Annotated in this window: 20 protein-coding genes; 10 read left to right on the forward strand and 10 right to left on the reverse strand. The window is 53.3% G+C overall.

Annotated features, from left to right (window positions below):
• Positions 1 to 6: 6 nt before the first annotated feature.
• From EPV75_RS09150 to EPV75_RS09165, 4 genes are all read left to right on the forward strand, one after another.
• Complete coding sequence (locus EPV75_RS09150) at positions 7 to 399, forward strand: c-type cytochrome (protein ID WP_127119396.1); 393 nt, start codon at positions 7 to 9, stop codon at positions 397 to 399.
• Entirely contained in the window at positions 396 to 1,727 is a 1,332-nt protein-coding gene (locus tag EPV75_RS09155; RefSeq protein ID WP_128385176.1) for an NAD(P)/FAD-dependent oxidoreductase, read from the forward strand. Before EPV75_RS09150 ends, EPV75_RS09155 begins: the two co-directional genes overlap by 4 nt.
• Positions 1,728 to 1,748: 21 nt before the next feature.
• Positions 1,749 to 2,462 (forward strand): c-type cytochrome, encoded by a 714-nt coding sequence (locus tag EPV75_RS09160; protein WP_128385177.1) that lies wholly within the window; start codon positions 1,749 to 1,751, stop codon positions 2,460 to 2,462.
• A 273-nt stretch (positions 2,463 to 2,735) separates the two neighbouring features.
• Entirely contained in the window at positions 2,736 to 3,959 is a 1,224-nt protein-coding gene (locus tag EPV75_RS09165) for a multidrug effflux MFS transporter (protein WP_128385178.1), read from the forward strand.
• A 60-nt stretch (positions 3,960 to 4,019) separates the two neighbouring features.
• Here EPV75_RS09165 and EPV75_RS09170 read toward each other — a convergent pair whose 3' ends face one another.
• Entirely contained in the window at positions 4,020 to 4,520 is a 501-nt protein-coding gene (locus EPV75_RS09170) for an RDD family protein (RefSeq protein WP_128385179.1), read from the reverse strand.
• 61 nt (positions 4,521 to 4,581) lie between these two features.
• Positions 4,582 to 5,298, reverse strand: a complete 717-nt coding sequence (locus EPV75_RS09175) for a M48 family metallopeptidase (protein WP_127119392.1) — start codon at positions 5,296 to 5,298, stop codon at positions 4,582 to 4,584.
• Between the two features lie 114 nt (positions 5,299 to 5,412).
• Here EPV75_RS09175 and EPV75_RS09180 point away from each other — a divergent pair, with 114 nt between their 5' ends.
• Positions 5,413 to 6,378: a pseudouridine synthase family protein gene (locus EPV75_RS09180; RefSeq protein ID WP_128385180.1), complete on the forward strand. Its 966-nt coding sequence runs from the start codon at positions 5,413 to 5,415 to the stop codon at positions 6,376 to 6,378.
• Positions 6,379 to 6,411: 33 nt separating this feature from the next.
• Here the strand turns inward: EPV75_RS09180 and EPV75_RS12270 are convergent, their stop codons facing one another.
• Positions 6,412 to 6,570 carry a hypothetical protein gene (locus EPV75_RS12270; RefSeq protein ID WP_192893978.1) on the reverse strand — a complete coding sequence of 53 codons (159 nt, stop codon included), beginning with the start codon at positions 6,568 to 6,570 and terminating at the stop codon, positions 6,412 to 6,414.
• Between the two features lie 320 nt (positions 6,571 to 6,890).
• Here EPV75_RS12270 and EPV75_RS09185 point away from each other — a divergent pair, with 320 nt between their 5' ends.
• The 5 genes from EPV75_RS09185 (at position 6,891) to EPV75_RS09205 (ending at position 11,543) form a co-directional block, all read left to right on the forward strand.
• Positions 6,891 to 8,663: a 2-oxoacid:acceptor oxidoreductase subunit alpha gene (locus EPV75_RS09185; protein ID WP_128385181.1), complete on the forward strand. Its 1,773-nt coding sequence runs from the start codon at positions 6,891 to 6,893 to the stop codon at positions 8,661 to 8,663.
• Positions 8,660 to 9,610 carry a 2-oxoacid:ferredoxin oxidoreductase subunit beta gene (locus EPV75_RS09190; protein ID WP_082672168.1) on the forward strand — a complete coding sequence of 317 codons (951 nt, stop codon included), beginning with the start codon at positions 8,660 to 8,662 and terminating at the stop codon, positions 9,608 to 9,610. The genes EPV75_RS09185 and EPV75_RS09190 overlap by 4 nt, the downstream gene beginning before the upstream one ends.
• Complete coding sequence (locus tag EPV75_RS09195) at positions 9,607 to 10,146, forward strand: hypothetical protein (protein WP_068650414.1); 540 nt, start codon at positions 9,607 to 9,609, stop codon at positions 10,144 to 10,146. Before EPV75_RS09190 ends, EPV75_RS09195 begins: the two co-directional genes overlap by 4 nt.
• A gap of 28 nt (positions 10,147 to 10,174) precedes the next feature.
• Positions 10,175 to 10,564 (forward strand): HIRAN domain-containing protein, encoded by a 390-nt coding sequence (locus tag EPV75_RS09200; protein WP_128385182.1) that lies wholly within the window; start codon positions 10,175 to 10,177, stop codon positions 10,562 to 10,564.
• Positions 10,565 to 10,661: 97 nt separating this feature from the next.
• Positions 10,662 to 11,543: a 3'-5' exonuclease gene (locus tag EPV75_RS09205; protein WP_128385183.1), complete on the forward strand. Its 882-nt coding sequence runs from the start codon at positions 10,662 to 10,664 to the stop codon at positions 11,541 to 11,543.
• A 126-nt stretch (positions 11,544 to 11,669) separates the two neighbouring features.
• Here the strand turns inward: EPV75_RS09205 and EPV75_RS09210 are convergent, their stop codons facing one another.
• From EPV75_RS09210 to EPV75_RS09235, 7 genes are all read right to left on the reverse strand, one after another.
• Positions 11,670 to 12,260 carry a DUF4145 domain-containing protein gene (locus EPV75_RS09210; RefSeq protein ID WP_128385184.1) on the reverse strand — a complete coding sequence of 197 codons (591 nt, stop codon included), beginning with the start codon at positions 12,258 to 12,260 and terminating at the stop codon, positions 11,670 to 11,672.
• A 160-nt stretch (positions 12,261 to 12,420) separates the two neighbouring features.
• The gene (locus EPV75_RS09215) at positions 12,421 to 12,705 is read right to left on the reverse strand and encodes a GIY-YIG nuclease family protein (RefSeq protein WP_128385185.1); all 285 of its coding nucleotides are present in this window, start codon (positions 12,703 to 12,705) and stop codon (positions 12,421 to 12,423) included.
• Positions 12,698 to 14,467, reverse strand: a complete 1,770-nt coding sequence (gene ggt, locus EPV75_RS09220) for a gamma-glutamyltransferase (RefSeq protein ID WP_128385186.1) — start codon at positions 14,465 to 14,467, stop codon at positions 12,698 to 12,700. Before ggt ends, EPV75_RS09215 begins: the two co-directional genes overlap by 8 nt.
• A gap of 152 nt (positions 14,468 to 14,619) precedes the next feature.
• Entirely contained in the window at positions 14,620 to 15,414 is a 795-nt protein-coding gene (locus EPV75_RS09225; protein ID WP_128385187.1) for an ATP-binding protein, read from the reverse strand.
• 205 nt (positions 15,415 to 15,619) lie between these two features.
• The gene (locus EPV75_RS12275) at positions 15,620 to 15,787 is read right to left on the reverse strand and encodes a hypothetical protein (RefSeq protein ID WP_192893979.1); all 168 of its coding nucleotides are present in this window, start codon (positions 15,785 to 15,787) and stop codon (positions 15,620 to 15,622) included.
• Positions 15,788 to 15,830: 43 nt separating this feature from the next.
• Positions 15,831 to 17,177: an ammonium transporter gene (locus EPV75_RS09230; RefSeq protein ID WP_192893980.1), complete on the reverse strand. Its 1,347-nt coding sequence runs from the start codon at positions 17,175 to 17,177 to the stop codon at positions 15,831 to 15,833.
• A 361-nt stretch (positions 17,178 to 17,538) separates the two neighbouring features.
• On the reverse strand, positions 17,539 to 19,809 hold the full coding sequence (locus EPV75_RS09235) for a DUF1989 domain-containing protein (protein ID WP_128385189.1): 2,271 nt from the start codon (positions 19,807 to 19,809) through the stop codon (positions 17,539 to 17,541).
• Positions 19,810 to 19,876: the final 67 nt, after the last annotated feature.

Below are 19,876 nucleotides of genomic sequence, written 5' to 3' on the forward strand. Positions count from 1 at the left end.
AAGACAATGAAAAAACAATTATTAACCGTCTCATTCTGTGCCCTCACCCTGGCCGGAACGCACGCTGCGCAAGCGGATGTTAAAACACCAACGGCCTCCGGCCAGGCCATGGCTTGGCAATGTGCACCTTGCCACGGCACCAACGGGCAGGAACTGCAAGAAGCCATGCCGCCGTTGGCGGGCATGTCGGTCGAACAATTCACCGAAGCGATGATTGCTTATCGTGAAGGTACGCGCCCGGCGGTCATTATGGACCGAGTCGCGCGCGGCTTCACAGATGAAGAAATCAAAGCCATGGCGGAATGGTTCGTCAAACAACCGATGAAGCCTTGGGAAGAAACCAGTTTAAAAGAGTCGTTGGCGGCACAGAAAGCCGGTTCGACAGGAGGTCAAGAATGAGCCAATTAGAAAACATGACTTTCGATCGTAAAATCACACGACGCGATCTGATCAAAGTGTTCGGTGCCGCGGCTGTGGCCGGGACCGGCATTTTCGGCGCAAGTAATAAAGCCTACGCCAAGTCCGCGCCACACGTTGTGGTACTCGGCGGCGGTGTCGGTGGGTCCACTTTTTCAAAGTACCTGCGATTTGCCGATCCGGACGTCAAAATCACCATCATTGAACAGTATCCGGAATACATCACCTGCTTGCGAAGCAACGACGTCATCGTCGGTATGCACACTTTGGATGATTTGACGTTCAACCTGAACACCATCAAGTCAAAATACAACGTGAATGTGGTCATCGACAAAGTCGTCGGTGCCGACTTCGACAAGAAAACCGTGCGCACCGAAAAAGGCCACAGCTTCCAATACGACAAACTGGTGGTCTCACCGGGTATCGACTTCAAATTTGAAGATTACGAAGGCTATAACGCCGAGTTGGCCGCGGGCGATTTCCCGCACGCCTACAAAGCCGGCCCGCAAACCTTGAAGCTGCGCGATCAATTGTTCGGCATGCGTAAAGGCGGCGTCGCCATTATCGCACCACCGCAAAACCCGTTCCGTTGCCCGCCTGGGCCTTATGAACGCGCGTCCTTCTTTGCGGAGCACTTCAAGAACTTCAACCCGACAGCCAAGCTGATTGTGTTGGACCCGAAAGAACGCTTCACCAAAGACGTACCGTTCAAAAAAGCTTGGGAACGCCTCTACGGTTATAAAACCGATAACGCCCTTCTGGAATGGATACCGGGTTCCGATGGCGGTAAAGTCGTTGGGCTGGACGCCAAAAACAAAACCGTCCTCACCGAATTCGGCGAGTACAAAGCGGATGTCATCAACATTATCCCGAACCAACGTGCCGGTAAACTGGCGCAAAAACTCGGTTTGACGGATCGTTCCGGCTGGTGCCCGATTGACCGTAACTCGTTCGAATCCACGATTCACAAAGAAGTTTACGTTCTGGGCGACAGTAGCATTGCCGATGCGATGCCGAAATCCGGTTACTCCGCCAACTCGCAGGCCAAAGTCTGTGCGCAAGCGGTGGCCGATACGTTGAAAGGGAATCAACTGCAAAAAGCCATTTACTCCAACGTCTGTTACAGCTTGGCTGGTCAGAACTACGGGGTATCCATTGCCGCCATCTACGAGGTGCGTGACGGTTTGATTCAGCCAAAAGGCAAATCGGCCGGTGTTTCGCCGATTACCGACAAACCGGCTCAGCCGATTCTCGAAGCCGTTTATCAAAAGAACTGGCAACGTGAATTTGTGAAAGACGTATTCTCTTGATAAAGGTGTGAGGTAATGACAATGTTAAAACGAACTTTAATTTCCGCCTGCACGGCCGCCTTTATCGGACTCAGCGGTGCGGCGTTAGCCGGTGGTCACGGTGAAAAGCCAGAGGCCAACCCTTGGACCAACTTCGCGTTGCAGAACACGCTCAACAAAATGCCGGCTGGTAATGCTGCCAACGGCAAAGAATTGAGCGACCAATGGATGTGTGCCGCCTGTCACGGCGAAACGGGTAAATCCCCTTCCCGTAACTACGCGTCCATCAACGGGATGCCGAAAGAATACACCATCAAAATGATGTTGGATTATCGCGATGGGCGTCGCTGGGAAAACTACAAACAAGCCAATATTATGGTGAAACTGGCGCAAAGCATGAACGATCAGGAAATCGCCGATTTGGCGGCTTTCTATGCCGAGCAACCGCTGACCAACTGGACAGACAGCACCGATGTTGATCCTAAAATTGACCGTTTGGTACGTAAAGGTGACGTCAATCGTATGATTACGCCTTGTGCGTCCTGCCACGGTGTACACGGTGAAGGCCACGGTGTCGTACCGTCCTTGGCCGGTCAGGTACCGGAGTACTTTGTCCGCACCATGAAAGCCTATCAGGACGGCCAACGCCATAACGACGTCAACCAAGGGATGTCGCAATTCACTCATGACCTGACCGACGAAGAAATTCAAGGTCTGGCGGATTACTACGCAGCCATGCCGGCTGTTAAGGAGTAATATTATGAATGGCATTAAAGCAATTATCTGGGGCTTGATCCTGACCTTTGGTTCAGTCGCACTGATGTGGTGGCTGAGTACCATCACCGTCGTCGCGGTTTAAGCCCAACCCACTCTCCTCAGCCGACCTCCCTTTTCAGGATGAAAATGGGAGGTTTTTTTATTTCTGACCCACGCACATTAATGGCCCGACAAGCCCCTCTTCAAGTTTCGTCCTCCGTCTGAACGCGTTACAATAAATGCTTTCAAATTAAACACGAACCGACCAAATCCATGCCATCCCTTTCATCGTCCAACCCTTCGGCCGCCAATCTGTCACCGATGTTCTTAATCGTGGTCGTCGCCATGATTGGCATGCTCGCGCCTTTCACCATCGACACCTATTTGCCCTCTTTTCCGGCCATTGAAGCCGAGCTGTCCGCGAATCGGGATTTACTCTCGCAAACGCTGGCCATTTACCTCATCAGTTTCGCCTTGGCAACACTGTTTTGGGGGCCGATGGCCGACCGTTGGGGACGCAAACCGATTATTCTCATCAGCTTGGTTGGGTATTTGGCCGCCTCCATTCTCAGCGCCTTGGCACAGAACATCGAAACCCTGTTGCTGGGTCGCGCCTTGCAAGGCACGATGTTGGCGGGCAGTCTGGTCGCGAGCCGCGCCATGTTGCGCGATTTCTTTCAGGGCGACGAAGCGCAAAAAGCCATGGCGTTGATGATGATGCTGTTCACCGCGGCCCCGGCATTGGCCCCGATTATCGGCGGTTGGTTGGAAATGCACCTGGGCTGGCGCTCGGTGTTTTATTTTCTGGCGATTTACAGCGTCATCATCATTATGCTGTTTTCCCTGCGGGTGAAAGAGTCCCAATCCCCCGAACACGTACAATCCATTCACCCGCTTCGCATCCTCAAAGGCTACTGGCAAAGTCTGGTGCATCCGCAGTTTTTGCGGCTGGTGGCCGCCCAAGGGTTTATTATCGGCGGATTCTTTGTCTATGTGGCCGGTGCCGCCAGCGTGGTGTTCGACCACCTGAAACTCGGTGAACGGGATTTCTGGATACTGTTTGTGCCGGTGGTGTCCGGCGTGCTGGTCGGTTCCATTCTGATTCACCGCCTCACCCACCGATTCAAAGCCACCACCTTAATCAATGTTGCTTTTGCGCTGGCAAGTTTGGCGGTCATCATCAATCTCATCTTTGAAAGCTTCTTGCCGGTTCAGGCCTGGCTGGTCATTGCGCCGCTGGTGCTCTATTCGTTTGCGTTTGCCATGGCGAACCCCGGCCTCAGTTTGGTGGCACTGGATTGCTTGCCGAGCCAACGCGGTCTGGCCAGTTCGGTGCAAAGTCTCTTTCAAATGGGGATGGCGGGATTAGTCGCCGCGCTGGTGGTGCCGTATGTGCAGCACAGTCTGCAATGGATGGCGATATCGCAAGCGATACTGGTGATGCTGGCGCTGTTGCTCTGGCTGAGTGTGCGCCGTCAGATTCAAACCACGGCCTGAGCGGCGTCATACATTGTCAGAAACAAAAACGCCCAGGCCTGGTGAAAATAAAGATAAAACTTAACGTTGATTGACGACCAAAGTGCGCGCCAAAATATCGTGCAAGCCTTGTTTTCGGGCGGTGAAGGCAATCATCAGGAAACCGATCATCAACAAAATCGCCGACAGGTATTTTCCGAAAAAGCGCCCGGTAGCACGCAGAAACGAAATGCGCTGACCGTCGTAATCGGTAACTTTAATGCCCAGTGCCATCTTGCCCAACGTGCCTTGCTTCGACGACGATTCCATCAACGCAAAGTACCCCCAGGTAATCAGAATCGACCCCAAATCCACCGTATTGTCGTATTCCTCCATCGGCACTTCCTGATTCAAGTCCACCAACCCCATCAAGGCCAGGGCAAAACCGATGATGACAAACACAAACGAAATCACCACAAAGTCGATGATATACGCCGCCAAACGCTTCCAGAAACCGGCGTACCGGACTGGCGCTTCCGGTTCGGTCACGGGCGTGATTTCATTTTCCACAATGGGTTGAATGTCTTCCTGCTTCTTATCCATACTGCGTCCTTTCCTAGGGTTTGAATTTAGGTTTGAAATTTGGGTTTAAAACTTCCGTCTTCTAAAAGGCAATCAGTGCCGCGCCGTTATCTTTCAGCCACTGTTTATGGGTCTCGAAATCCGGGCAATGGCGCGCCACCAGCGCCCAGTAATCGGCGGAATGATTCGGATGAATCAAATGACACAACTCATGTTGAATCACATAATCCACCACCGCTTTCGGCGCCATCGCCAGCCGCCAGTTGAACTGCACTCGCCCGTCGGTGTAGCAACTGCCCCAACGGGATTTGTAATTGCGGATGGTCACTTCGGTGGGCTGCACCCCGATTTGCTCAGCAAACATCTGTAAGCGCGGTTCCAGATAAGTTTGCAGTTGCTCGCTGAAAAACTGCACCACTTTTTTGCGCTGTGTGGCTTGCGGGTCTTTCAAAGCGCGGGCGGTTTTCATATACGCCATCAAATGCGCGCCGTCCAGCGCCACCGACAGGGTTTTCACCGGGGTATGATGATCTTCTTTGAACAGGATTTTTTCGCCGAACAGCAACAGCTCGTGGCCGTTTTTCAACAGCAGGCGTTTCGGCATTTCCGCCTGATGCTGGCGGATTTGCTGCAACAACCAATCCCGCTCGTTTTCGATCAGGGATTCGATTGTCGCATCGGAAAATTGTTTCGGCACCATCAGGGCGATGCGGTCGGGTTCGACTTTCAGGGCAATCGAACCGCGGCGGGTGGTTTTAACCACCTCGATTGTTTCAGTATCCAGTTGTAATGTTTGCACTCGGCTGAACCATCTTTGATTGCAATGCGACAAATTGTACTGCAAAAACCGTCGATGCTCGACAATTTACCGATGAAGCCACCGCAAGTCATGAGAATCCCGTAAAATATTCCCATGACCACGACACCCGACATCGAAAAGACCACCGAAACACCGTTTGAATGCCACTTTACGCTGGCGCAGGAACAATCGCTTCTGGACGCCTTGCAAACGCATTTACCGGACGGCGTGACCTTTTCCAATCAAGCCTTAAAACGCTTTTGCCAACAAGGCGCGGTCTGGGTGGCCGAACCGTTAAAAAAAACTGACGCCAACAGCGACACCCCAAAATTAACCCGACCTGGCCGAATCCGCCGCGCCAAAAAAGTCCTGCCGGCCGGTAGCGAGGTGTCGTTTTACTACAATCCAACAGTGTTAAGCAGCGAGATTCCCTCGCCTGTATTGATTGCAGACGAACAGACATACAGCGTTTGGTACAAGCCCAAAGGCGTACTGTCGCAAGGTTCGAAATGGGGCGACCACACCACTTTGTACCGCTGGGTGGAAAGCGAATACCATTTCGAGCAACCGCCGCACCAACGCCCCTGCTGGCCGATTCACCGTCTCGACAAAGCCACCGACGGCCTGATGCTGTTGGCGCACAATAAGAAAACCGCCCAACAACTCGCGCAGCGTTTTGAGCGCACAAATGCCGAAGACGAGCCGGATGAGCCGCGACAACCGCACATTCGTAAAATCTACCAGGCCTGGGTAAAAGGGGAATTTCCGCCGGACACCGTCACATTGGATGCCCCGATTGACGGCAAAGCCGCGCGCAGTCATGTCACGCGGCTGGCCTATGATGCCGAGCGACATCAAAGTCGGGTGGAAGTGACCATCGACACCGGCCGTAAACACCAGATTCGCATTCATCTGGCGCAGGCCGGTTTTCCGATTATCGGCGACCGCCTGCACGGCGACGCTGACGAAAACGCGCCGGACTTACAGCTCACCGCCGTGCGTTTGACGCTGCTTTCCGAAAACGGTGAGATGGAACAGGACTACCGTTTGCCGGATGCACTCAATACGCTGATAGCTTAAAACGTCCGATTAAACGCCGACCTGAGCGAACCGTTATTCTTTAACTTTTTCCGCTTCGCGGCTCAGTTCCTGATGCGACTCCTTAGCCGCTTCCTTTTGATATTCTTTCTGATAGGCGCGTTCTTCCGCCGTCGAACAACCGTTCAACACAAACACCGCCCCCAACACCAAACTCAACCAAGCTAATTTCATCGCATTCTCCTTTCCGGCCCACCGTCGCGAAAACGTCATAATATTTGCAGATTCCCGACGCTTTCGGCGTGTATCCTAATTTCGATTGTTCCAACCCAAAAATTTCATAAATTTGCGCCAAGATCGCGCAGAAACTTGGTTTCACAAGGAAATTTTCGAAGAAATGTCGTATCCACGATTACGACCGACTGAGAAAATATTTCTTGTGGAATCAAGTAGCAAGCTAGATGGTGTCTAATTTATGAATTTTTCGGGTTAAAATAGAAACATTCATTCCGGTCAAATATACCCGATAAAACCACACATGCAAAGGAGCTTTCATGTCGGACAACGCCTCGTCTTCGTCGCCGCCCCAAGCCTCAATCGAACCGCGCAACACCTTGGCGGTGTCCATTTCCGGCTCCGGCGGCACCGGCGCCGTCACCGTCGGGTTGATTCTGCTGGACGCGGTGGCCAAGGCGGGCTTTTACGGCGTAATGAACCGCTCCTTCGGTCCACAGATTCGCGGCGGAGAATCGGCCGTGATGCTGCATTTTTCCGACCGGCCCATCGAAACCCTTGCCGAATTCTCTCACCTGCATCTGGCATTGGATTGGTTAAAGTTCGAACGTTTCCACGATGAAATCCCGCTGACCTCGGACAGTCTGGTGATTTACGACAACAGCCGTGAAAAACCGCCAGGCCTGGTGGAAAACACCGGTGCCACCTTGATTGGCGTCGCCTTGCAAGAAGCGGTGCGTAACCTCAAAGGTAGCCGCATCAACATGTTCGCGCTCGGCATTCTCGCCCAACAAATCGGCCTGTCGTTGGACACCTTAGAAGCCGCCCTGCGCAAAACCCTCGGCAAAAAAGGCGACGAGGTTGTCCAGCAATCGCTGGAAGCCGTCAAAATCGGCACCACTCTGGTGGCGGAAACACCCTATTGCCGTCTGCCGGATTGGACGCCCACCGACACGCCGCGCTGGAACATCAGCGGCAACGAAGCTTGCGGACTGGGCGCCCTGCGCGGCGGCTTGAAGCTGGCCGCGGCCTATCCGATCACCCCCGCCACCGACATTGTCGAATACCTTGCGCCGCGCATCGAACAACTGGGTGGCAATGTACTGATTGCCGAAGACGAGCTCGCCGCCATGAACATGGTCATCGGCGGTTCTTTCGGCGGTTTGCCGAGCATGACCGCCACCTCCGGCCCCGGCTTTGCCTTGATGACCGAAGCCATGGGCCTCGCCATCGCCAGCGAAACACCCGCGCTGGTGGTGACGGTGATGCGCGGCGGGCCGTCCACCGGCATTCCCACCAAATCCGAACAAACCGATTTGAACCAAGTGCTGTATGCTTTCCACGGTGAAGCGCCGCACGTGGTGGTTGCACCGTTGAACGTGCAGGAAATGGTGCCGATTTCACAATGGTCGCTCGGTCTGGCCGAAGCCCTGCAAACGCTGGTGGTGGAAGTCACCGACCAGCATTTGGGACAATGCCGCGCCATTATCGACCCGGTGCCGCCGCAGGATTTCGGGTTGCAACGCAAAACCGCCACACCGCAGGAAGGCGCTTATCGCCGCTACCAACTGACCGAAGACGCCATTTCACCAATTGCCTGGCCGGGCATGCCGGACACCCAATACACCGCCGACGGCCTGGAACACACCGAAGTCGGCGTGCCGTCCTCAATGGCCTCCGACCATTCGGAACAACTGGCGAAACGCGCCCGCAAAATCGCCGAGTTCGATTACGGCGACCGATGGGCCAGCCTCGACCTGCCACCGAAAACCAAAACCGTCGTCATCACCTGGGGTTCCAGTTATGAAGCGGTGCGCGTGGCCATCGACAACCTGAATGCCGACGGCGCCAACATCGGCTTGATCGCTTTGCGTCTGTTGATGCCGCTGCAAACCGACGCCTTGCAAAAACACTTCAAAAGCAAACAGGTCATCGTCATCGAACAAAACGCCAGCGGCCAGTTGTATCATTATCTGCTGTCGCAAAATGCGATTCCGGTCAAAGCCGTTTCTATCGCCGAAGCCGGGCCGATTCTGTTCAATCCCGCCCGTGTCGAACACCACTTGACCGCCTGTCTGGAGAATAACCAATGAGCACCGACGCCTTGAACCACGTGGAAGTCAGAACCACACAAAATGCCGCCGAATCGGATAATCCCGCTAAGCCTGCCAGACCGGCCAAACCCAATGATTATATGTCCGACATTCACCCGGTCTGGTGTCCGGGCTGCGGTCACTTTTTCATTTTGCGCGCCTTGACCAAAGCCCTGGCCTGGTTGAATTTGCCGAAAGAGAAAATCGGGCTGGTGTCCGGCATCGGGTGTTCCTCCCGCTTGCCCGCCTACCTGGATGTGTACGGATTCCACGGCGTCCACGGACGTGCTCTGGCCGTGGCCAGCGGCTTGAAATTGAATCGCCCGGATTTGACCGTGTTGGTCGCCGGCGGCGACGGTGACGGCTACTCCATCGGCGGCAACCACTTCATTCACGCCTGCCGTCGCAATATGAACATGACCTACATCGTCATGGACAACGAAGTTTACGGTATGACCAAAGGCCAACCGTCGCCCACCACCGCGCCGGACTGGCACAGCAAACTCGCGCCGCACGGCACCGGCATCCGCTCCTTCAACCCACTGGGCATTGCACTGGCCTCCGGCGCCAGCTTTATCGCCCGCGGTTTTTCCGGCGACCCGAACGGCTTGAGCAAATTGATTGTCGAAGGCATTCAGCACAAAGGCTTTTCGTTGATTGAAGTGAAAAGCCCCTGCGTGACCTTCCGCCCCGAAGAAAAGGAATGGCAAAAAACCATGCGCCCGTTGAATGTCGAACCCACGTCCGACGTCATCGAAGCCGCCAAAGCCATTCACGCCAGCGACGGCTTCGATACCGGCATTTTCTATCAGGCCGATTTGCCGATTTACCCGGACGGTGACAGCACGGTCAAAACTGGGCAAACCGAACAAGCCACCTCCGAAGCATTGGCCGACGACCAGGCGCAAACCATCCTGAACCGTATTGAAGAGGGCCATTTGGTATGAACGCACTCCACACCAAAACCCAGCCACGCCCGCACCTGAAAACCAGCCATAAAAACCTGGCCTGGGTGCTGGCGGCCGTCAATGAGATGATTGAAGAATCCATGTACCATTGCCAAACCTTCGGCCACACCTTGCAGGCGCATCACAACCCGAACGCCGCGCGGATTTTCGATTCCATGCTGCCGCATTTCGAATCCGAACAATCCTTCCTGCTGGACAAACTGCCCAAGGTGCAACTGCCGAGCATTCCGCCTTGGGAGATTCCGCATCAGGAATACGAACACCCCGCCATGCGCCTGTTCCAAGCCCATTATCTGATGACCGAAGCCGAAGCCTGGAAACTGATGGGCGAAATGATTCAGGTGCACACCTGTTTTTACAACCAGCTTTTGGAAGAACTGCAACAGGACGAAATCCGCGAACTGCTGCAATCCCTGCAAAAGCACTGCCAGATCTGCCGGGAAATGTGCAAACAGCAAAGCCTCACCATCGAACCACATCCCGAGGATTTGGACCCGCCGAATATCCAAGGATGAAAGGTTAGAAGACTCGAAAGGATAACTCATGCTGTCCACCTGGTTTCAGAAACTCACCCAAAGAATCCTGCACCCGTCTTTAAGCTGGGTGCTGCCGGTCAAAGGTGTGTATTTCTATGAAACCGACGCCGTGGAAAATCATGGCTTGCTGACGCCGGGCGCCATCGTCACCCTCAAACCGGAACCCGATAATGAATTCGACCGCCATGCCGTGCAAATCTGGCTGAACGGTTCGCCCTGCTTGCTCGGTTACATCCCGCGCAGCCATTCGCGCCGCATCGCCTGGCTGTTGCAACACGCCCAGCTCAAAAGCGCGGAAATCGAATCCGCTTATCGGCAATATCACCGGCTGTATATTTACGTCCGCCTGCAGTTTGACGTGCGCTGGTGGCAAGCCGTGCAATATTGGATTCGATAACTCACACCGCCAACCGCTTCGCGAAACAGTTGCCCGCCCTGCCGAGTTTTGTCACAATGGGCGTTCACATCTTTAACACAGCGAATCACACAAGCCTATGACAACCGACACCAATCTGGAATCCCTCGCCCAACAACTCGATGCCTCCGGCGACTATCAAGTCCTGCGCCGTTTTCAAGCCGTTTCCCAATATCAGGCACCGCAAGGCGATGATTATCATAAAGTCTGCATTATCGACACCGAAACCACCGGGCTGGACACCTCGGTGTGCGAAATCATCGAACTGGGTTATCAGGTAGTGGAATTCGATTCGCAAGGCCACTTCTATCGCGTATTACTCGCCAAAAACTTCCTCAACGAACCGGAAGGCGAAATCACGCCCGAAGTCACCCAAGTGACCGGCCTGACCCTGGAAGACGTGCAAGGCCACCGCATTCCGTGGGAAGAAGTCGAAGCCGATCTGGCGGACGTGCAACTTTGCGTGGCGCACAACGCGGCTTTCGACCGCCCCGTGGTGGAACGTTATAACGATTTGTTTGTGGAAAAGGTTTGGGGCTGCTCCGCCAGCCAGGTGGACTGGTTTCACCTCGCCAAAGTCGGCTCGCGCAGCCAAGAGTTTTTATGCTGGAAAGTCGGGCAGTTTTTCTATGGCGCGCACCGCGCCTTGGACGACGTGCAAGCCCTCACTCATTTGCTGAGTTTCCCGATTTCCGAATCGCAACTGCCCGCCTTCCACTTCCTGCTGGCGTCCGTGCGCCAGCAAAAAGTGCTCATCAAAGCCACCGGCGCGCCGTTTGATTTGAAGGATGCGTTGCGCCAACGCGGTTACCGCTGGCAAGTCTCGGAACGCGTCTGGCAAAAAATCTTCGACGCCAGCCAACAACAAGACGAAATCGCCTGGCTGATTGAAAACAACACCCCTAATCCAGACGTGATTAAAATCAAAGCCACCGATACCTTTTCAGTGCGTGCGCAGTAAGATGAATACAAAAAACGCCCAGGCCTGGGCGTTTTTAGAAAAGGTTCCTAGACTTAATTAAAATCAACCAAGCCGATGGCTATCGACGTTGTGCTTACCAAGCAAGAATATTTTTAGTTATTAATCTTACGCCTGTGTAATGCCTCTTTGCACTCGACTCGGTAAAACAAAAAGTATTTCTGCTAGTGCCATAGCAAAATCAACCACTCTCTCCGCATCCGCCTGAGAAGGAAGACTTGCTTCTTCATCGGCATGACGTTGATCATTTGCATCCAACCTTACCTCATGCGCCCAAGTAGCCATATCTTGCGTTATTACGTGATCTTTTACTGTTTTTTCAATTCGATCATAGAGGCTTCCTTTAGCATACCCCTTTAGTTTCAACATTGAATCCACAGCGCTTGCTGCGAGCATGACTGCTCCTGATGGTGCATGCAAACTATCTATAGCTTGTTGCAAAAAAGAACGAGGCCTTTCAGGTATATCTTCTTTTATCGATTTTGGCAAAGGATAGATTTCTACTACTTCACCACGATCAGCGAAACTAGCAGCAGTCACAACACCACCACACCTCTCACATGCATAGACATTCCAAACCCTGTAATTCGCCCCCATATGATCTCTAGTGTCTAATTGTTGTTTTGCAGATAGATTTGGATTAGCAACCGAACAATGAGGACAACGGTCAATTACTAAATTTTGCGATAATGTTGGCATAATACTCTTGATCCCTTATGGCTATAGTAAAAATACCTAGATAATTAGAGAAACCCCCACCCTCGAAACTTTCTCACTTAGTGTAATTATCCTACACACTTTTCAACTTAAACGTTAATCAAAAAAACCACCAGGCCTGGTAAGTTTTGGATAATCCAATCTAGCTAATACAAAGCCCTTCTTTCTGGCTTCTCGGCCATTTTTTGATTTGCAGTTCGCGCTTTAAAGCTTGGCTTTTGTCGGGATGGTTTTCGGAATAGACCAGTTGGCAGGGTCGGCGGCCTTGGGTGTATTTGGCGCCGCCGTTAATTTCGCCATTGTGTTGGCGCAGTCGGCGTGGCAGGTCGTTGGTGATGCCGCAATAGAGGGTGTTGTCGGCGCAGCGTAATAAATACACTTGCCAGTCGTTTTTAGAGGTTTCGGTTGTTTGCGTTTCGTCAGTCATCTTTGGAAACGCTGGGCGGAATATCAAACACCTTGGCGACACCTCGGCCGCGCACATCGGCGGCGGCTTGCAGGCCGTTGTCGTCCTGCACAATCAATTGCACGTCGCCCAAGTAGTTACCGCGTTTCAAACGGTAGCCCATCAATTCCAACGCCTGACGGGTGTCGGTGTCGAGTTCGGGGTGGTATTGAATCAAATCCTTCGGCAGCAGTTGATGATGCACGCGTGTGGCATCCACCGCTTGCTGGGCGGGCATTTTGCGGTCCACCACATTGACGATGGTTTGGAACACGGAGGTGATAATGGAGGAACCGCCCGGTGTGCCGACCACGACTTCGGCTTGATTGTCCTTGACCAGAATGGTCGGTGACATGGAGGATAACATGCGTTTTTCCGGGGCGATTTCATTGGCTTTGCCGCCGACCACGCCGAACACATTCGCCACTCCGGGTTTGGTGCTGAAGTCGTCCATTTCATCGTTCATCAGAAAACCGGCACCGGAAACCACCACGCCGCTGCCGAACGGCATATTCAAGGTGTAGGTATTCGACACGGCATTCCCGTCACCGTCCACCACCGAGAAATGCGTGGTATCCGGCGATTCGCCCAGGCCTGGTTGAATTTGTTCCGATTCGGAAATCTCGTCCATTTTCACTTCGCTGGCGCGGCGTTGCAGATACGCATCCGAAATCAATTGCTGAATCGGCACTTCGACGAAATCCGGGTCACCGAGGTATTTGGCGCGGTCGGCATAAACGCGTTTTTCCATTTCCGCATAGAAGTGGGCGCGCGTGGCGTCCGGCGGAATACCGGCTTTGTCCATCGACACCAGCGCGTCTTGGAATTCGTCGTCCAGCAAGGCTTTCATTTTCAGCAGTTGCACGATGGCGATGCCGCCGGAGCTGGGCGGCGCGGCGGAAATGACTTCGCGCCCTTTCCATTCAGCGACAATCGGCTGACGCCATTTCACGCGGTAATCGGCCAAATCCTGACGGGTAATCAAACCGCCGTTGGACTGCATTTCCTTGACCAGTAAATCGGCGGTTTCACCAAAATAAAAATCGTAAGGCCCGAGTTTGGCGATGCGTTTCAAGGTTTCCGCCAACTCCGGTTGCTTGAAGGTTTGCCCGGCTTTGAGATGACCAAAATAGGTTTTGAAATTGAGCGGTTGTTTGGATTTGTCGGCAATCCAGTTTTGATACCATTGGGCGACTTTGACCAGATGCTCGGACACCACAAAACCGTTTTCGGCGTAATCAATCGCCGGTTGCACCAGCATCCACCACGGCATGGAACCAAATTTTTGGTGCGCTTCCCATAAACCCAACACCGTGCCCGGTACGCCGGAAGCTTTGTAGCCGACCAGAGACTGATACGGAATCACGCGTTTTTTGGCATCCAGATACAAATCACGATGCGCGGCTTGCGGGGCTTTTTCGCGGTAATCGAGGAAATACGCCTGCTGATTCTGTTGCGCTGCGTCAGCCGAGGATTTCGGCTTGGGAAAATACAAAGTCATAAAACCGCCGCCGCCCAGGTTTCCGGCCTCGGGATAGGTCACTGCCAAGGTCAGGGCCGCGGCAATGGAAGCGTCCACCGCATTACCGCCGCGTTGCAGAACCTGCTGGGCGACTTTGGCGCTGTATTCGTCCGGCATGGCGACGGCGGCTTGTTTGGTCGGCGAGGTTTGTGCGGCCTGAGCACTGCCCCAAACCGCAACGGCCACCACCAAAAACGAAACGACTTGTAACATTCGACGCATGAACAACATCCTGTTTTATCTTTTTATTATTTAAACAATCCGCCTATTGTAACAAACCTTGTTTTTGTTACGGTTTTATCCGTTTCGCCGGTGAGACAGACAATTCGAAGAACCGCCAGGCCTGGTGAAAACCGGGATAACCGTTTGCGAGTTTAACCTTCGTTGTCCGAACCGGATATTTGCGTGGCGAAATAATTGTAGAACTGTTTGGCCACCCGGCCACTGCGCCCGCCGCGAGCGGTGGCGAAATTAATGGCTTCACGATGCAACATTTCACGGTCGCCCGCATAATCGGTAAACAATCGATCCACCATTTGCAGGTATTGATCCTGCGGCGGCGCGTAAAAGGACAAACGCAAACCGAAACGGTCCGCCAGCGAGGTGCTTTCTTCGACGGTATCACCATGATGGATTTCACCGTTCGGGCCAAGCGTGGCGGCGAGGTTGTCCTGCATTTTTTCGCTGACCAAGTGACGACGATTCGACGTGGCCATCATCAGAATGTTTTCCGGCGGGCGCTCGATGGAACCTTCCATCAACACTTTTAAATAACGATAGCGCGGGTCACCGGCTTCGAAGGTCAGGTCATCGCAATACAGCAGGAATCGCCACGGCAATTCGCGCAACAAGTCGCTGATTTCCGGCAGGTCGTCGATGTCTTGCTTTTCCACTTCCACCACGCGAAGTTTTTGATCGCCATAAGTGTTCAGCGCGGCTTTGACCAAAGACGATTTGCCCGTGCCACGCGCACCCCACAGCAACACATGGTTACGCGGTCGGCCGTCCAGAAACTGTTCGAGGTTTTGACGGAATTCGGCTTTTTGGGTGTCGATGCCCAGCAAGTCGTCCATTGCGATGCTGTCCAAATCGGAGACGGCGCGTAAACGCCCTTTTTTACCGCGCCAAACGGCGGCGTAGGTCTTTTTCCAGTTGATGTCTTTTGCCATGATTCTTTACGCTGAATGAGTGTGAACGTCGGATGAAACGGCGCCTAAAAGAGTTTAAAACTCGACGGATTGAATCATGATAGCGCAAATTCGCGACAAGACAAACGCAAAAACAATGAGGGAATAAATTTAGAAGAGGAGGAAGAAAAAGGCCGGTGAACCGAAGTCCACCGGTTGACATTACGTCAAGGAAGGATTGCCTGAATTATTGGTAATCGGTATACGAATGGTTTTCGTGATAGAACGAATAAACAATCACGCCAAGCGTCACCAATACGGACAAGCCAAGAATCAATCCAATCATGGTCGGATTATTCGCAAACGTGAAGTAGGCCGTGGCCCCTTCCCAACTGGTAATTGGACTCGCATTCATCGTATTTCTCCTTTATTACGTTGAATATTACTCTGAAATCAAATTAAGCGGTTTTTCCGACGGAAACACCGGAATCATCTTTGCCGTTATAAGCCGGAACCGATTCAGGATACGCTTGCAACGGTACTTCGACGATGTCCAAACCGGCCATTTCGGCTTTCGGTGGCACACGCAACAAACCGAACTTCGCCAATACCAACGATACGAAGTATCCAGGAATGAAGCCGACTAGCGCCATGACAACCGCACTTTGCAATTGACCCATGAAGGAAATGTTCGGCGCACCTTCGACCACATTCGGGAAGCCGCTGAACACACCCAGCATCAACAAACCGACCACACCACTGGCACCGTGCACACCGAAGGCACCGACCGGATCGTCGAGTTTGAAACGCGAGGACAGTATCTTATCGACCATTGGCGCGACGGCACCACCGATGAAGGCGATCAGGAACGCAAGCGGTGGATAGTAAAGATCCAGACCTGGCGCGGAAGCCACGATACCGGCAATCGCACCGGACAACATCCAGAACGGCTGACGTGTCATGACATAAGCCCCGATAATCCCGCCGGCAATCGCCATCAAGGTATTGAAACTAATCGCGGAAAGCGTGGTTTCGTTACCGAAAATAGACGTCCATTGCGCGCCCGGCATATAGATGATACAACCGCCCAGGAAACCGAAGAAACCGACCACGATCAACATCAAACCGATCATGCTCATCGGTACGCTGTGACCGACAATCGTATTCACTTCGCCCTTCGGACCGAATCGACCGATACGTGCGCCCAGATTCAGCAACACACCCAAGGCAAAGAAGCCCGCGACCATGTGCACGGCACCGGCGGCACCAAAGTCATGATAGCCCCATTCGGTGGTCAACCAACCGGTTGGGTGCCAACCCCAAGACGCGGCCAAAATCCACACCACAGACCCCAGCAGAACCGCCAGAACCAGGAAGGAACTCATGCGAATACGCTCGATGACCGCGCCCGAGAAAATCGACGCCGTGGTCGCTGCGAACAGCACGAAAGCACCCCAGAAGATACCGGAGGCATTATCCGACAAGTTCGGCCCCATGTTTTCCGACCAAGGCAACCCGGCGGCGCCTGCTTCGAAATCCGGAACGAACCCGTTGTACATACTCAAATAAATCCACCATCCGATGAAAAAGAAAGTGGGAACCATAAACGCAAACGCCAGAATATTCTTAACCCCGGACGCCAATGCGTTCTTAAGACGGGACGCGCCCATCTCATAGGCCAGGAAACCGACGTGAATAATGACCATCAGACCGGTACAGAACCAATAGAAAATTTCCATATTGATTGTATCGGACATTTCAATCATCGCCTGTAAACTGGCTAATGTAGGTGCTGATTGCTCCATAATTGAAACCTCTTAAAGTTGATTAAAGGACCCATCTAATCGTTCAAAAAAACTCAATCCCGATACGCGGTGCGTTTCGAATCTCAATTTTTTCGAACAACTTCCTCAGGTCTAACACGACACGCCGAGCATCCAAAACCGAACCTTTCCCGACAATGCCAAACAAAACCGCCCCTTTTGGAACGCTCAAAACAACACGTTTTTAACCACCTTTAAAGTCCCCGATGACTGAAAATGGCATCCAAACGCAAGCCACAAAACCAATGCCTGTCAGCATTGCAAATAAATGATGTCGCCTTCGTCGGCCCCCTGACATCACTTAAATTCATTGAAATGGAGCAAGATAAGCCCCATTTATAGATTAACTTCTCACCCGGGTTCGTTCCGGATCGTAAAACGGTAAGGCCACCACCTTGGCCGGAATGCGTTTTTGCTGCCCGTCCAGCTGCCCGACTTCCAGCTCGGTATCCACCGCGGCGAAGTCGGGTGCCAGACGGCACAGCGCGATCTGTTTTTTCAAAATCGGCGAAAAGGTCGCGCTGGTGACAACGCCGACCGGGAAACGCCCGTTGTAAATCTTGTCGCCGTGATGCACAGGTTCATTGCTTTGCACCGCCAGCCCCATCAATTTATGACGGCTTTCCGGTGCCTGACGCTCAATCGCCTGACGCCCGACAAAATCTTCATCGTTGGTTTTCAGCGGCGTGGTAAAACCGATGCCCGCTTCAAACGGATTGGTTTCCGGGCAGAATTCATGCTCGGCGAAAATCAAACCGGCTTCGATGCGCAGCTTATCCAGCGCATCGAAGCCCAAGGGCGCGATGCCGTATGCCTGACCGGCTTCCCAAATCACATCCCACAAGGTTTCCGCATCGTCCGGGTGGCACCAGACTTCAAATCCCAGCTCCCCGGTGTAACCGGTACGGGACACCATCACCGGCGTTCCGGTCGGCCCGCCTAGGCGTCCGATGGTGAAATGGAACCAGGCCAGGTCCGCCACATCCGTTTGGTGTTCCGGCGTCCAAATCAGCTCTTGCAACAGCGCCCGACTGTTCGGGCCTTGCACCGCGACATTGTGGAGCTGGTCGGTCGATTCGCGCACCGTGACCTGATGCCCGGTTTTCTCCGCCAACTCGCGCAACCATTTGCCGGTATAAGGATCACCACACACCCAACGGAACGCCCGGTCGCTCATTTTGAACAAGGTGCCATCGTCAATCATGCCGCCGGTTTCGTTGCAAATCGCCGAATAGACGATTTCCCCCACCGAGACGCGTCGAACATTACGGGTAATGGCATACTGCATGAACACTTCGGCATCCGAACCGACCACTTCGAACTTACGCAGCGGTGTCAGGTCAATCATGGCGACCTTTTCACGGCACGCCAGATATTCGGCATTGACGCCCCAGCCTTCGTATTCGGTCGCCACCCAGTAACCCCGGTATTCGGCAAAATGTTTGGTGAGTTTCGACGTTCGACTGTGAAAGCCGGTTTGCTTGGTCATGCGGGACAACTCCTCTGGAATGGTTCGATAAGCGATGGAACGGGTAAATTGTTCGTTCTCATCGTAGATTCGGACATGAATGTCGGTCGGATGCCAACCGTTGGCCGGGTCGATGTCATCCGGGCAGGCCGACGAGGCACACAACAAATCCCGATTGGCTTTCAACAAAACGTAATCGCCGGGGCGAGACCAGGGTTCCGCAAACCCGATGGTGCCACACGGCTCGACATAGGTATTGAAGAAGAAATTAATCGCCGGCCAGCCACTGCGCGGTTGAATACCGTATTTTTTCAAAGCGTTGTTGAAGTTCTCGGTACAACTGATGTGACCGAAATACCCCTGGTCTTCATAAAACTTCGGACTGCAGGCGAACAGGAAGCTGTCATGACAACCGACCGTATCCTGAACCACTTCCAACATGGTTTGCTGGTCTTCGTCCATGAACTTGGAAAACAATCCCGGTTGCGGTAAGGACAAACCCATATTGGTTCGGGTCGCGGTGCCGTCGATCATCTTTTCTTGCCCGGCTTCCAGCGCGGCCTTATCGAATGCGATGAAGTCGGAGCTTTGTTTGCCTTGCACGTCGATGATTTGAATCCACTGCCCGGCTTTCACTTCATAAGTGCGTGCGCTGCTGTGCGGAACGCGGATTTCCTGTACCGGTTCGGCCAGCGGTTCCGGCAAATCAACCGGCGCCTGGGCATAATGCACCACCTTCAACTCGGTGGTCGGCTGATGGGCATCCACCGCCATGTTGTCGCCCGCGGCCACCACAACGAGTGTGACATCCTGCTCGGGTGAAATATCCGGTAAAGCTTGCGCAGTAAACGTATAGGCGTCACTCAAGGCCGCCTCTTTCACCTGCCAATTCTGAAACCGCGCTTTCAAACGATTAGAGGCCTGACCGTTGGCGGCCATCAGATTTAGGGTGCCATTCGCCGGACCGACCGTCACGGCGTCCGAAACCGGTAACCGATAACCGTTGTCGGAAGCGAAGAACACTTCACATCCCTGACAACCGTCGACCGAAGCCACTTGCACCCGATCGCCCGCTTGGACCGACAGACAGATGGCGTCCTGTCCGGGAATCCGGTACCCCTTTACATAGGCATGTGTTTGCGTCATGATGTTGCTCTCACTGTGCTCAATAAACGATTTGGTACATAACAGCGCATTTGCACTCAATCAGTGC

Origin of the sequence: Hydrogenovibrio thermophilus, from assembly GCF_004028275.1 — a bacterium.
GTDB lineage: Bacteria > Pseudomonadota > Gammaproteobacteria > Thiomicrospirales > Thiomicrospiraceae > Hydrogenovibrio > Hydrogenovibrio thermophilus.

Excerpts from the sequence above, each read along its gene's own strand:
- EPV75_RS09195 (WP_068650414.1), top strand. The coding sequence starts at position 9,607 with ATGAACGCACTCCACACCAAAACCCAGCCACGCCCGCACCTGAAAACC.
- ggt (WP_128385186.1), bottom strand. The coding sequence starts at position 14,467 with ATGCGTCGAATGTTACAAGTCGTTTCGTTTTTGGTGGTGGCCGTTGCG.
- EPV75_RS09200 (WP_128385182.1), top strand. The coding sequence starts at position 10,175 with ATGCTGTCCACCTGGTTTCAGAAACTCACCCAAAGAATCCTGCACCCG.
- EPV75_RS09185 (WP_128385181.1), top strand. The coding sequence starts at position 6,891 with ATGTCGGACAACGCCTCGTCTTCGTCGCCGCCCCAAGCCTCAATCGAA.
- EPV75_RS09230 (WP_192893980.1), bottom strand. The coding sequence starts at position 17,177 with ATGGAGCAATCAGCACCTACATTAGCCAGTTTACAGGCGATGATTGAA.
- EPV75_RS09225 (WP_128385187.1), bottom strand. The coding sequence starts at position 15,414 with ATGGCAAAAGACATCAACTGGAAAAAGACCTACGCCGCCGTTTGGCGC.
- EPV75_RS09235 (WP_128385189.1), bottom strand. The coding sequence starts at position 19,809 with ATGACGCAAACACATGCCTATGTAAAGGGGTACCGGATTCCCGGACAG.
- EPV75_RS09210 (WP_128385184.1), bottom strand. The coding sequence starts at position 12,260 with ATGCCAACATTATCGCAAAATTTAGTAATTGACCGTTGTCCTCATTGT.
- EPV75_RS09150 (WP_127119396.1), top strand. The coding sequence starts at position 7 with ATGAAAAAACAATTATTAACCGTCTCATTCTGTGCCCTCACCCTGGCC.
- EPV75_RS09190 (WP_082672168.1), top strand. The coding sequence starts at position 8,660 with ATGAGCACCGACGCCTTGAACCACGTGGAAGTCAGAACCACACAAAAT.
- EPV75_RS09155 (WP_128385176.1), top strand. The coding sequence starts at position 396 with ATGAGCCAATTAGAAAACATGACTTTCGATCGTAAAATCACACGACGC.
- EPV75_RS09205 (WP_128385183.1), top strand. The coding sequence starts at position 10,662 with ATGACAACCGACACCAATCTGGAATCCCTCGCCCAACAACTCGATGCC.
- EPV75_RS12275 (WP_192893979.1), bottom strand. The coding sequence starts at position 15,787 with ATGAATGCGAGTCCAATTACCAGTTGGGAAGGGGCCACGGCCTACTTC.
- EPV75_RS12270 (WP_192893978.1), bottom strand. The coding sequence starts at position 6,570 with ATGAAATTAGCTTGGTTGAGTTTGGTGTTGGGGGCGGTGTTTGTGTTG.
- EPV75_RS09180 (WP_128385180.1), top strand. The coding sequence starts at position 5,413 with ATGACCACGACACCCGACATCGAAAAGACCACCGAAACACCGTTTGAA.
- EPV75_RS09160 (WP_128385177.1), top strand. The coding sequence starts at position 1,749 with ATGTTAAAACGAACTTTAATTTCCGCCTGCACGGCCGCCTTTATCGGA.
- EPV75_RS09215 (WP_128385185.1), bottom strand. The coding sequence starts at position 12,705 with ATGACTGACGAAACGCAAACAACCGAAACCTCTAAAAACGACTGGCAA.
- EPV75_RS09170 (WP_128385179.1), bottom strand. The coding sequence starts at position 4,520 with ATGGATAAGAAGCAGGAAGACATTCAACCCATTGTGGAAAATGAAATC.
- EPV75_RS09165 (WP_128385178.1), top strand. The coding sequence starts at position 2,736 with ATGCCATCCCTTTCATCGTCCAACCCTTCGGCCGCCAATCTGTCACCG.